Annotated in this window: 11 protein-coding genes; 7 read left to right on the forward strand and 4 right to left on the reverse strand. The window is 44.2% G+C overall.

Annotated features, from left to right (window positions below; all coding sequences use genetic code 11):
- Nucleotides 1–1312 precede the first annotated feature (1312 nt).
- The 7 genes from ACJJIP_RS13965 (at nt 1313) to ACJJIP_RS13995 (ending at nt 10517) form a co-directional block, all read left to right on the forward strand.
- On the forward strand, nt 1313–2875 hold the full coding sequence (locus tag ACJJIP_RS13965) for a VCBS domain-containing protein (RefSeq protein WP_020411842.1): 1563 nt from the start codon (nt 1313–1315) through the stop codon (nt 2873–2875).
- A gap of 17 nt (nt 2876–2892) precedes the next feature.
- Nucleotides 2893–3186, forward strand: coding sequence for a hypothetical protein (locus ACJJIP_RS13970; RefSeq protein ID WP_444945378.1), 294 nt, complete (start codon nt 2893–2895; stop codon nt 3184–3186).
- A 742-nt stretch (nt 3187–3928) separates the two neighbouring features.
- A complete protein-coding gene (locus ACJJIP_RS13975; RefSeq protein WP_444945379.1) occupies nt 3929–5005 on the forward strand; it encodes an efflux RND transporter periplasmic adaptor subunit in 1077 nt (358 codons plus the stop codon).
- Entirely contained in the window at nt 5002–8100 is a 3099-nt protein-coding gene (locus tag ACJJIP_RS13980) for an efflux RND transporter permease subunit (RefSeq protein ID WP_444945380.1), read from the forward strand. Before ACJJIP_RS13975 ends, ACJJIP_RS13980 begins: the two co-directional genes overlap by 4 nt.
- A 540-nt stretch (nt 8101–8640) precedes the next feature.
- The gene (locus ACJJIP_RS13985) at nt 8641–8931 is read left to right on the forward strand and encodes an ROK family protein (RefSeq protein WP_444946927.1); all 291 of its coding nucleotides are present in this window, start codon (nt 8641–8643) and stop codon (nt 8929–8931) included.
- Nucleotides 8932–9146: 215 nt separating this feature from the next.
- The gene (locus ACJJIP_RS13990) at nt 9147–9386 is read left to right on the forward strand and encodes a hypothetical protein (protein ID WP_444945381.1); all 240 of its coding nucleotides are present in this window, start codon (nt 9147–9149) and stop codon (nt 9384–9386) included.
- A gap of 231 nt (nt 9387–9617) precedes the next feature.
- The gene (locus tag ACJJIP_RS13995; protein ID WP_353375007.1) at nt 9618–10517 is read left to right on the forward strand and encodes an alpha/beta hydrolase; all 900 of its coding nucleotides are present in this window, start codon (nt 9618–9620) and stop codon (nt 10515–10517) included.
- Between the two features lie 73 nt (nt 10518–10590).
- On the opposite strand, the gene ACJJIP_RS14000 is transcribed toward ACJJIP_RS13995, so the two are convergent.
- The 4 genes from ACJJIP_RS14000 to ACJJIP_RS14015 form a co-directional block, all read right to left on the reverse strand.
- Complete coding sequence (locus tag ACJJIP_RS14000) at nt 10591–10851, reverse strand: alpha/beta fold hydrolase (protein ID WP_444945382.1); 261 nt, start codon at nt 10849–10851, stop codon at nt 10591–10593.
- 118 nt (nt 10852–10969) lie between these two features.
- Complete coding sequence (locus ACJJIP_RS14005) at nt 10970–11131, reverse strand: hypothetical protein (protein WP_444945383.1); 162 nt, start codon at nt 11129–11131, stop codon at nt 10970–10972.
- Between the two features lie 33 nt (nt 11132–11164).
- Entirely contained in the window at nt 11165–11260 is a 96-nt protein-coding gene (locus tag ACJJIP_RS14010) for an alpha/beta fold hydrolase (RefSeq protein WP_157533324.1), read from the reverse strand.
- A 928-nt stretch (nt 11261–12188) separates the two neighbouring features.
- Entirely contained in the window at nt 12189–12530 is a 342-nt protein-coding gene (locus ACJJIP_RS14015; protein WP_444945384.1) for a hypothetical protein, read from the reverse strand.
- Nucleotides 12531–12827 lie beyond the last annotated feature (297 nt).

Raw genomic sequence — 12827 nt, forward strand, 5'->3', positions numbered from 1 at the left:
ATTAGGTGGGATCGGCAGTATAGCCGAGCGTCAATACTCCTCCAATTACAGCTTATAACAAGTGCCTTTTCGCGGAAAAAATCAACCAATAAGACAGCTTATAATGAATTGACAGGCTCTATTTTTCTACTCTAAATCCTCTATATTGTTTATTGTTTATTGTTTATTGTTTATTGTTTATTGTTTAGGCAACCCCATCCCATATAAATCTTCACCTCAAAAGACCTTATTAGAAACTAATAAATAAGAAAATATATACATCAAAACACCAAAAATTCGTGTTTGGGGCAGCTATTATACTGCATCGACTGCCACAGCATCGCTTTTCCAGGTCATCCACGTACTTTCATTAAATTACTAAACTCACTGGTTGATTGCATAACCCCCAATACTAGAAACCATGAAAAAACAGCACCTATGGCAGCAAAAAATCAATTCCAGAAAAAAGTGATTCCCTATCATTAAAATATATTCTTACAGTCTAGGACCCTCCTTTTATGAATAGGCACCCACCATCAATTAACATTGAGGATCACAACAAAAAGTAAACCTATTTCGACCAAAAATTATCAACGGAAGCCAGCCTAACAACGTCATCCCTAAATTTAACAGGCGATTTCCAATCTTTAAAACACCAAGTACCTAAGTACCCAGCCTCCACTTGTAATTAGAAGTAAACAAATACTCTCTCAAGCTACGGCAGAACAACCTCAAGTTACCAATGTAGAGGCGAAGAACACGATAAACTTCATTAGCACTCTAGATTCTAAGAACCACCAGTGAGATACCCGCAGCACAATAATATAGTGCTACTCCCTGTCAGCATTTGCTAAATTGCATCTCACCAAATCCAAATACACCAATAATAAGGCTGCTATGCGGATCTTGAGTTCTCTCACTTATGACCTGCTGCCTGTCAACAAACTAATAACGGGTAATCAGGCCAACGGGGCAACCCTTTCACCCTGCTAAAAAAGTAAGTCACACGGAGCACAAACAAACCAAAAAAGAAACACTGCTACCCCTTCCTCCACCCAGCGTCATTCCACTTAATAGCACTCCAGCAATGTCACCAATAGATAAAAAAACAAGATTGGATGCGATGTAGAAAAGTAACACCCGAAACCTGTTACTAATGCCCCACAAAGCTCCTAAACACTCAACAAGAAGACTGGTTTATTGCGTAAGGTGACTAATTGACCTTACTAAGTTATCAATCAGCCAAATCACAGGAACCGTACCAAATAACGACGGTCCACCAGATATCTATTTTCATCAGCTACCACGCATATACAGATAAGTAGAGAGAGCAATGCACGGTTCACTTAAGATATTTACCGCAATCACCTTATCCGCCCTCTTGGCCGCTTGTGGCGGCGGCTCCAGTGGAGGGGAAAGTACAGATACCCCTCAAGCTGACAGCGGCTCAAATACAGGGTCGGATACCGGAACAAATGGGGGGAATTCGGATACCGGTGAATACACATTCAATCCAGCTAACCCCTTGGCCACCTTGGTTGTAGGTACCAATGAGTATGCAGAGGGTACTTTGGAGCTGGAGGGCACTGATAGCAAAAGCCCTGGTTTCCAAGCGTCCACTATCGAAGGTCAATACGGTAGCTTTAAACTATATGATAGCGGGAACTGGGAGTACCAGCTAAATAGCAATACATCCAGTCTCAACAATGGTCAATCTGTAGAAGACACCATCTCTATTCAATTAACAAACGGAGATCAACACTCCATTACCTTTGCAATACAAACTATTGAAGCTACCGAAAATAGCATAGTTTTTATTCTGATGAATTTTTCAGATGCCGCTGTCACTGACGACGTTAGTATTTCACAACTCGCCAATATGACATTCAATGATACGGATTCTCTGGACAATACTTACAAAGAAAACTCCTTCGGCCAACTGAAATTTAAGCGCCATCTCATTAGCGACCAGTCACTCGCACAATACTGTTATGGAGAAGACAATAATGAGAGTAGCTCAATTGATTGCTTTGTTTATAGCATCCCCGATAGTCAAAGTGGGGGCGTACTAAGTGTTGGGAATGCCCAGGCTCGCTCTGGCTCCTCACAGGATGGTCAATATTCAGATGGTGGCTATACCTGGAGAGATAATGCTACCACCTGGATTCAAAATAACTTTGTAGATTCCAATAGCCGCCCTGTGAATCTCAATGACTGGAGACACCGTGTATTTATTTTTCCCCGAGCCGCAAATAATGCTGGCTTGGTTGGTACAGGAGTTGCTTCGGTACGGGGGGGATGGAGCATCATTACCGCAGATACCGATCAACTAGTGATGGGGCATGAGTTGGGCCACAATATTGGACTTAGCCACGCCGGTAACGATGACAATAACGATGGCGATACCAATGACCAAGGCGAAAGCGAATACGGAGCTAATGGTGCCTTTATGGGTAACAGCTGGAAGTCACGGTTATTCGGTAGTGCCCATAGAGAATTTATGGGCTGGTATGAGAGCTTCCCTGGATATACTACAACCATCAGGCAGTCTGCTGGCAACAATGCCGATTATGTAGTGCAGGCCGTAGAGCTTACTGCAGGTGAACTCAATAGCTCTCTACCGCAACTTTTAAAAGTTGAAAGTAACGGCAGTACAAATGGAGAAAATCACTATTACGTGGAATACCATATTCCCCATAATGTTTTGAACCCCTATCCTCACCATGCAAATGCGGTAACAATTCATTATTTAAATGACGGAACCGCTAATCAAGTGGCAACCCTTACCACTACTGGCGATCAATTTAGTGACTCATCTGCTGGGGTCACCATTGAGCTTAAATCCAAGGACAGCAGTAATAACAGCGCCACTATTGCTGTTAACTACAGCAACTAGCAAATGAGGGCAAGACCATGAAATATTTCGTAACTATAATTATATTAATTTCCTTAACCACTTATTCCCAAGCTGAGGAAACCGTAACTGGTGTATTAGAAGAAGAAATTTCCGAAAACTTTGAAACTGGAGAAATTGACCATAGATTCTCTATCAAGGATGAGAGCACCGGTCGATATTATTTTGTCGATGCAAAAGAATTAAAAGAAAAGGGAATGAAGTCTGGAGAGCGCGTAAGAATTAGAGGGGAGCGGCAGAAAAATCGCAGAATTAGGATTAGGGAGTCGCAAAGAATAGTATTGGAGAAATAGAAACTCTATTTATGGAGCAGACAAGACTATGCAAATGTGCACTAGGCGTATTAAACATGCTTAGGCACACATACAGTTCTTTTCCTTGCCACCTACGACAGCAATAGAGGCTTCGACCCCCTCCAATTAATTTGCTATTTATTATTATAAAAACACTAAGGAACCAGCCAGCCACAAGTTGTCGCTGGCTTTTTTTACAAGGATGCGCAAATAAAAACTATAGTATCAGCTATTCTCCTTCGTGCCTTGGCTGCTAGTATCCAGCCAGTCTTTTGGACCCCGGAAGCACGAATTGACTATTTAATGATTCATAGCTGGGGGTTAGATATTCAGCTGAAATGGTTCGAAAACGTCGACACTGAAATATGATGCCCTGATACTAAAACTTTCATATTAGTGAAAGATGAACCCGAGGCATATGATACGATAGTCTCACTTTTCTTGTCCGCATATATGGCAAAAACATCTGTAAGCTTCAGCCACTACGAATGCTACCGGGAAAAGATCTATTAAGATAGAAGATAAATAAAGCCTTGGCGCTCTTCTCTGCAGATATTCCTCATTTATAGGGAGTACACTAAGTAAACTAATTATCTTGTCTCTTCTATCTCTCAACTGATCTCATTCGCCTTGCTGACTCTACTAGTAAAATACAGTCTTAGTCCCCTCACACAACATCAAGTTGCTTAGCAAATCGATTTTCGTCAATTATTTGCCATAAAAAATAAGAAAGCGATCAAGGATGAAAAAGACTATCAAAGTAGCAGCCGTTATGGTCTCGCTATCCTTTTCAACTGTACTATATCAATCACAGTGTTACGCTTCAGATCTGCAGAAAGTCAGGATACAACCTGCACAAGAATGGCTTCAAGCTACGCGGTCAATAATTTATTGCACAGTCAACTCTCCACCCCTAACACAAATTTCCAGTCATGCTGAAGCCGAACTGAAATCAGTAAAGCCTGTAGGATCTATTGTCAAGGCAGGGGAGCTGGTCGCAGAACAGGATGGATTTTACCTGTCCAGAGGTATGGATATCCTGAAAACAGACCTGGAAATTGCAGAACGTCAGCTTTCTCATGCTGAGGAGGAACTAGCCAGACTTATGCCTCTTCGCGAGGCTCAAATGGTTTCCCCCTCTCAACTCAATGACCTTAAACTTAATGCCAGTACTTTCAGGCTGAGCAAGCAAAGACTTAAGCAACAACTTGAAATAGATCAGTATAGGTTCGAGCGACTGAAGCACTTTGCCTCCAGAGACAGCCAGGTTTTACAAGTCGAGGCACATCCTGGTGAGAGACTCACTCAGGGACAACGGATTCTCCAGCTTCTTCCCTTGAATGAGAAACAACTGGAGTGCTTGGTACCCAGGGATCAAGTAGGAATGAATTTAGCTATTCAAAAGAACGAATTTCGTTACGATGGAGAGCCGCTTTCCCTAAAAAACATCGGTCGAACCATGGACGGGGACACTCAGAATCTGTCCCTATACTTCGATGGCCACGGGAAGCACTTTGAGTCTCTGTTGGTGGGCCAGCGTTTCCAGATCGCCATGCTCTCTCCTACAGGGCCTCGAGAAAAAGCAGGCAATATTACCAAGTTACCTTCCGATGCAGTGCTATTAGAGGGGGGAAAGTACCATACATGGGCATTAGGACTGGAAAACAAAGTTCGTAAAGTCGAAGTTGAAATCCTGGATACACTTGCTGATCATTTTATTGTTATCTCAGAGATTCAGCCCGGCGATCAGCTTGTAGTTCTCGGTAATGGGAACCTGCAAGCAGATCAAGAAGTAGTACCGGTGGATCGCGACTCATGAATATTATTGAAAAATATAGTCCGGTTATTATCAGCTTCGGCCTTCTTCTTATTTGCCTAGGTGTATTTTATGGGATAAAAATTCCAAATACGCTACTACCAAATATAGACAGACCGCAAATAGCTCTTGCTACCTCTTGGCCGGGCAAGACAGCTATGGAAATAGAACAGGCACTTGTCGCCCCATTGGAGCAGGAACTCTCCAGCCTTGGCTTTCTGGAGGAAATCCAGACCACCATTAGCAACGGGTTTGCCTGGACATTGATTACCTTTCATTCAAATGCCGATATGGAACAGATGTATATTGACGTTCTATCCCGGCTTAACCAAGTACCCAACTGGCCTAGCCAAGTATCTGCTCCCCGCCTTTATAATTTTAGTAATGGTGCCGGAGCAACCTTGGCCAGTTTCTTTCTTTATTCCACTAACCAGGCCACTGAACAGGAGCTTTCCCAGGCATTCCGAGATCATGTTCAACCTGCATTTAGTAAGATTCCAGGCGTAGCCTCCGTTACTGTAGCCGGCACACCTATTGAGCAAAGGATAGATATCGAATTCGATCCCAGGGGCCTGACTCAGGCATCACTCACCATTAATGAAGTGCAGTCTCGCTTGAGTGACTTGGTTGACCGCTCTGGCGGTAATTTAACTATCGGATCAAGAGAATACGCCCTTCACTTTAAAGGCCAGATCCCTATTGCTGATATTGAGAAACTACCAATTGCTACCAGGGGGCCACATATTATTCGCCTAGGTGACGTTGCAAAAGTAAAAAATAGAATGGCCTCCGACTGGAATTATTTTGCTTTAGAAGGCAACCGCTCTTTCTATTTCTATTTAATGCCTACTGAGGATATTAATGTTTTAAATACCATCGATATGATCAAAACATTAATATCAGATCTAAACGAGGGAGAACTCGGTAGATTGGGAATGGAAGTGGCGATCAGCCGCGATGATTCCAAAAGCATTCGCAACTCATTGCAATTAGTCTATAGCAGCTTGATCCTGGGAGCTTTTCTCGCCTGCATTATTTTGTATTGGTTCTTGCGAGACTTTAGAACACTCGTATTGATTTTCACTAGCATACCGGCTTGTATTGCACTGGTAATTTTGGGTCTGTATCTGGGCGGAAGAAGCATAAATGTTATCTCACTAGCAGGTATTGCACTCTCGATTGGCTTGATGGTGGATGCCGCCATTATTGTTATCGAGAATATCCAGCGTTTACGCGGCCAGGGAGCTAGCTTGCTAACCAGTATCAGGCAAGGGACTAAGGAGGTTACCGGTGCCTTGACAGCATCTACGATATCGAGTGTCATCGTCTTCTTACCTATCCTGGCGATGCACTCAGCCACGGGGCAACTTTTTACAGATCTAGCTTATACCATTTCCAGCGCACTTATTGCATCATTGTTATTTGCCCTCCTGCTCTTGCCAGCATTGGCACGACATCTTCTAAAAGGCTCACCGCAGGTAAATCCAAAAGGAAGAACTCAATCCCTTAATAGAATATTACAACGCTGGACTGCTATATCAGTGATACCAATTGGTCGAGTCACTTTTCGTAACTGCGTTTTAGTGCTTGGGTTACCTGTTGCCTTATTAGTGACTTATCTCAGTTCGCCCTCAGTCGATGTGCTTCCAGACCCCAAACAGGCGATGATTTCAACCTTTATAAACTTTGAAGGCCCTATGGCGGTTGAAGTTGTTGAGCGCGAAGTCGGTCAGGTAATTATGGATCGCATTGAACAAGGAAAAGGGAGATTCGAAGAGCAAATAGTTACTTATGGCACACTCTGTTATCCAACCATGTGTCACCTTTACATTTATACCCAAGGGGACTGGGATTTCGAAGCATTTAAGAAATGGATTGACAAGGATATTGTCTCCGGACTGATAGGTACCAGAATTCATACGCAGCAAGGGGGCCTTCTCCGGTTTGCAATGCCCAATAGCCGTGTAAGCCAACTGGATATCAAAGGAGCTGAACTACCGGTTCTTCAAGCAGCTGGGCGCGACTTATTAGAACATCTTCGTTCAGAGTTTCCTGGCGCACAAATTCTTGAAGGGAGCGCATTGAGCAATCGCGGATTGCGTATTGAATTTGAGCCCAACCAGGATCAACTGATTCGTATGGGAATGACATTACCGGAGTTTAATCGTCATTTGATGGCACTTACTGATGGCATTTATATCGGTAATTTTTACACAGGCACCAATACCCTTCCCTTCTACTTTAAAGCCAAAGAACCAGCCAACCTTGAGCAGCTCTTAAATACAGAAATTATGATTGCTGGGCAGGGCCTGATTCCTTTGAGGCAGTTAACGTCAGCACAGATTACGCAAGCTCCAGACAGCATTCTTCGTGTCGGCCAGGAAGTAAGTACCTCCCTAAATCTGACCCCACCAACGGGTGTTGCCATGAAGGATTTTACTGAGCAGGTAGATCGAAGCGTTTTGGCCTTTCTTAATAAGAGCCAGTATGGAGACCTGCACACCCAATTTCGGGGCAGTGCCAACGAGTTGAAATTATTTCTGCAGGAGTTCTTTCAGATCTTTTGTGTAGCTTTGTTGATTCTTGCATTGCTTATGTACTTTGCTCTCAGGTCCCTTAAATTAGCTTTGGCTGTTTTATTTGCAATTCCACTCTCCTTTGCCGGGGGCATGCTCAGTCTTCGTCTACTCAACCTGTTTGTAATGCAAAATCTAGATGTGATTACGATGATCGGATTCGTAATTCTGATGGGATTGGTAGTGAATAATGCGATACTTTTAGTGAATCAATTCCAAAGTTCCATTAATAAAGGCATGCATCAATTTGATGCCATTAAAAGTGCTGTGAGCTTGCGCATTCGTCCGATAATGTTAACGACCACAACCTGTATTTTTGGCAACCTTCCGTTAGTACTCAGTCCAGGAGACAGCGCCGCGATTTATCGGGGTCTTGCAACAGTGATTACCGGAGGCATGTTGTTCAGCGCTCTTTTTGTATTGGGCTTTATGTCTGCCATGCTATCTTTAAAAGTGTTTGCGGCACATCGGATAAATCCAACTTCGGTAGTTAGGGAACTTACACCCGAGGGCGGAATATAGCCATTAAAGATTATTCTATTCAAAATTAAAAATGACCTTTGGCCAGTTTGAAAACACTGGCCTTAACCCTTGGCGACACAAAAGAGAGCTACTTGTTAGTCTTTCTCGCCAGAAAAAAGCAAGGATTCATATTCGAGCATTTTGTATCCACCTTGTTAATACGACTATTAGCAGCCGCTCCACGAGTGTCAGCTTCATTTCGCTTTTTGATCGTTGTCTTCCCTATTCCCGGAATTCGCTTACAGTCCATTTAGAGCCTCGTGCAAACAGCGAAAGCTCAACTTCTCTGTTGGCATCCGGTCTTTTTCTTAAGCAAAAACTAACCGCAGTGCAATCACTCCCCTAACGGTGTCACCTGTTAAGACAAACCGGTTAATAATTTCATTGAATACATTATCCAGACTGCGGAGCAGATACGGATGGAAGTGCAAGGCAAAGCAGTGAATACCTTGCTTGGAGGTATAGAAGCCGGCGGTACAAAGTTAAATTGTGCAATCGCCGCCGGGCCGAATAGAGTAAAGGAAAGGGCAAGGTAACCAAATTTTTCCAGGCCGGCGCTCAACGTCATGGCTCAATGCCTGCACTGGATATCGCAAGTTTTGGACCAGAAGATCTGGATCCACATCCAAACACTACAGATATATCACTACCATCCCTAAAAGCGGGTGGACCAACACCAACATGGCTGGCCAACTGAAGAAAGCCCTCTCTATCCCCGTGGCTTTTGACACTGATGTCAGTGGTGCAGCGTTAGGAGAACACCTGTGCAGGGCCGCTATAGATGTAAAGAGTTTATTTATTACCATCGGCACCGGTATCTGCGCCGGGTAATAGTGGATGGTAACCGGCGCCATGCTCTCGGAAATCGACCATATGTTGACGCCACAGGACCGATAAAGAGCCCTATCCAGGCCACTGCCCATTCCATGGCAATTGTCTGGAAGGCCTCGTCTGCGGCCCCGCATTGAATCCCGCTGGGGCCTGCGCGGCCAGAGTATAGACAGGGACCGTGCCGCCCGGGACCTCAGGCCGGATATCTGGCCACTATGTGCGTGAACCTGACCAGCTGCTACTCACCGGAGCGAATCATCCTCGGTGGTGGATTTATGGAACAAGCGTGCCTATTTACACACATTCACCACAAGTTTCTCAACCTGGCAAGTGGTTATTTAACCCAGGTATCCCAAGGCAACATCCGCTCTTTTATAGTCCCACCAAAATTCGCCGGCCGCTCTGGCGAGGTGGGCTCTCTGCGTATGGCCCAGGTACTTTGCCCCAGCTGTTAGATAACCAAATCCTCCCTCACAGGATGTGGAAGCGCCAGGGGAATATTCCTGGCGCCACTCCACCCGCCAAACTGCGCCCCACAACTCCCTTTCCAACTTATATACTTATCTTTGCGACTGTTGGCACAGCGCAAGGTAGCTAGTCTTGTATCCGATCTGATAGGCTTGTCAGTCTTGACCGCCTTATGACGGGGCTGAGCACACTTAAACGTTGCTCAATAAGGGATGAAGATGAAAATAATTAAAATATTGACAGTTGGCTTAATGGTTATGGCCACGCAGCTTGTGCAAGCCGGCACTGCTGAACCTACAACATTTACCCGCCAGGGCATTCTCTCTTACAACTTCCATTCCGATTTATTGGGGCGTGGATTTGTTATTGATGTGCTACTGCCGCTCTCCTTTAACCCCGAAGACAATACCAGATACCCAGTGATTTATATGACCGATGGTTATATGAACTTCCCCATGGTGGCACCGAACCTGATCCATGAACAAGTTCCCGATGAGCAGGGTAATACCAAGCTTCCGCCGGTGATCCTTGTAGGTATCTCACACCCCTTGGACAGCTCCAACTTCACTTTGCGCTTAACGGATTTTACTCCGGTACCTGGAGAAATCAGGGGTAATACCCTGGGTGGTGGTGCAAATCAGTTTCTGGAATTTTTGGAGAACGAGCTTAAGCCCTTCATCAATAATTCATTCAAGGGAGATGAAAGCGACGAAACACTGGCTGGCCACTCCCTCGGCGGACTGTTAGCCCTCCACGCCCTCTTCAATCACACCGATAGCTTCGACCGCTATGTGATCGGCAGCCCGAGTATCTGGTGGGCCAATAAGCAAATTCTAGAGAGTGAGCTTGCCTACGCTGAACGCCAGACTGATTTATCGAAAAGCGTGTATATGTTTATCGGTGGGGAGGAGGTCTGCTTAGAAGAAGGAGAGGTTTGTGGCGTTCAAGACTTTAGGGACCTGGCCCAGCGACTCAAGTCCCGCGACTATGAAAATTTGACTCTACGCAAGCGAGTCATTAAGGGTGAAAACCACGATACTGTTGTGAATCCAGGCTACGATAAGGGGATAGAGCAGGTTTTTAAAACCAAGGTGCTACCACGGAAGTATTCTTTTTAACCGTGAACCTGCCGGCCCTATAGCAGGAAAACGCTACTGGGCCCTGACTACTCGCCTAGCTTGCTATCCGCCACTAATGCTCTTCACTAATATACTCCCCGGCCTCTAAAAATACTAACATAGTCTTCTTCAGACTTTCCGCTGCGTCCTTAAAGGGCAAGTGATGACTATCTTTTAGTACCGAGAAAGATTTACCCCCTTTATACCTTTTATAATCTGCCTTTACCTGTGAAGGCGTGGTAATGGAATCATTCTCACCGACAACAAATAGAGCAGGAATCTGTAAATGATCGATATCCCCCTTTACGCTCATGGCCTGAAGCTTATCGTGCATCTTGTCAGCCAGACTTCCACGCCGTTCCTGCCACCCAGGAAATCTCTCACTAATCTCTTCAGCTGCTAGAAAATCTCGAATATCAGTCCCATTTGCGTTACCAACATTCGCGCGCGACTCACCCAATTAGAAAGAAGCGGATAATACTCAGAAGGAGACTCATGATATTGTTGTACTCCTGTATTGCTAACTGGTTGCCGTCCTTCTCCCCCCATTGCAGGGTTGCTTCTAAGCTGATTTCTACCTGCTTATGCGCATCCTGGGAGGAAGAGATAAACACCAACCTCTCCAATGTCTCAGGATGCTCACTAGCCTAGAGAGCTGCAAGCCCCCCGCCCCAAGAGTGGCCAATTAAAGTAACCTTATCCGTCTTATAGTGCTCCTTTAGAAAAGAGATAACATTACGCATACCTTAAATATTACTCTTTATCGTTAATGTATCGTCACTCACCTCAAGAGACTTGCCGGCCTCTATTTCTTGAAGATAAGCCACTAAATACTTATCTTTGAGCGCCCGTTCAGCAGTCACCTGAAATAGAACCAACCCCAACTCCACATCTCCCGAGCCGTCCTGTAGAAACAGAATTAATGGTTTGGATAAGTCGCTACCAGAAACCTAAAAGTGTAATTTTGCATCACCACTTAGCACCTGCCCTTTGTACTTGATTTGATTACCAAATATCTAACAGACAAAAAATAAAAATGGCAAGGAGGAACCATAACCATAATGGATTAAAAATATGCTCACCGACTTGGAACTAAAACTCAACAAGATGTATTAATATCCAAGGCATTGACTAAATAAAATTAATGGAAAGCTAACAGAGTTAAAACTTGAAGACGCTTATATTACAAAAATACCAACAAAATACGAACTTCGAGACGAAATGGGGGGCTAAGACAGAGCAAAATAACAATAAGGTAGGAATTCTTCGCCTCACATATAAGAAGGGCCCCATTTCTCTTTACCGAGCTTAACCTTCTCACTTTATTGCGACACCCCATAAGAAATGCCGATAAATCAGTATATTACAACTCAACAAAAGACAGATGAAGAATTAGCAGAAGAGAGCATCAAAAAAACTATTTATGGAGTAGAGACAATCCAATATCAGGGCAAGAGAGCTGAAATATTGTTGTGAGCCAAGTAACTAAAGGTCACTCTGCTTATCATACGATCATTTTAAAAGGCCGCATAATAAATGCGGCCACCTAATACAACCTTCTCACACCGCAGAGTGCGCCCCCTAAGAGGAGCTACTTACCAATATTGTACCAAGCAAAAGTGGGGCTGCTCTAGCTAGAAGACATTACCAGTTTTCAAACTACAAAAACCTTTACAGAACACGCAATGAAATAATCTCACAGGTCTTAAAGGCGCTGCTTCCACTCCAAAGGCTGTCAGTATCACCAACAATCCGCACTGTAGATTTGGCATGGAGTGACGCCAAGATAGAAGCCACTGAGTTTTTTTGGCCTACACTCTCTTCCGACTTTATCCAATACTGATGACAACTCTCAGTTTCAGCGTCCAACTTCACAACCACTTCGCCATCTCTAGAGGAGGCACTCGAAAACACCTCGATATAGCGCACTGTCGATTCGTTAGCATCTCCTAGAGCCAGCACATCACCCGATAAGAGCATCAGAGCCAAGCCTAAAGATTTTAAAGATTTCATCAACACCTCGAAAAATTAGCAATTCACAACAAGCTGGTCAGCAGCTTGCTATTATAATATTCCTGTCAAATAACGTATAAGTTGGCTATCAACCTTGTTGTTCTTGAATTTCAAGATCAATTATTAACCAACCCGATCCAAGAGCGGTTAGTTAGTCGCAAAGCTTGCAGCAATATGGCGCTCCCAAACTGCTCCTTTAGAGCAGCTCTTAACTTAATCTTATCTTTTAGCTAAAAAAAATATCGAAAGAGCAGGATAAGAGATTGAAGATATCCAGCCCCAGAAGATATGCATATC

The sequence above is a fragment of the Microbulbifer variabilis genome, from assembly GCF_052467165.1.

Excerpts from the sequence above, each read along its gene's own strand:
- ACJJIP_RS13980 (WP_444945380.1), top strand. The coding sequence starts at position 5,002 with ATGAATATTATTGAAAAATATAGTCCGGTTATTATCAGCTTCGGCCTT.
- ACJJIP_RS13990 (WP_444945381.1), top strand. The coding sequence starts at position 9,147 with ATGTGCGTGAACCTGACCAGCTGCTACTCACCGGAGCGAATCATCCTC.
- ACJJIP_RS13965 (WP_020411842.1), top strand. The coding sequence starts at position 1,313 with ATGCACGGTTCACTTAAGATATTTACCGCAATCACCTTATCCGCCCTC.
- ACJJIP_RS14000 (WP_444945382.1), bottom strand. The coding sequence starts at position 10,851 with ATGCACGATAAGCTTCAGGCCATGAGCGTAAAGGGGGATATCGATCAT.
- ACJJIP_RS13970 (WP_444945378.1), top strand. The coding sequence starts at position 2,893 with ATGAAATATTTCGTAACTATAATTATATTAATTTCCTTAACCACTTAT.
- ACJJIP_RS14010 (WP_157533324.1), bottom strand. The coding sequence starts at position 11,260 with ATGCGTAATGTTATCTCTTTTCTAAAGGAGCACTATAAGACGGATAAG.
- ACJJIP_RS13975 (WP_444945379.1), top strand. The coding sequence starts at position 3,929 with ATGAAAAAGACTATCAAAGTAGCAGCCGTTATGGTCTCGCTATCCTTT.
- ACJJIP_RS13995 (WP_353375007.1), top strand. The coding sequence starts at position 9,618 with ATGAAAATAATTAAAATATTGACAGTTGGCTTAATGGTTATGGCCACG.
- ACJJIP_RS14015 (WP_444945384.1), bottom strand. The coding sequence starts at position 12,530 with ATGAAATCTTTAAAATCTTTAGGCTTGGCTCTGATGCTCTTATCGGGT.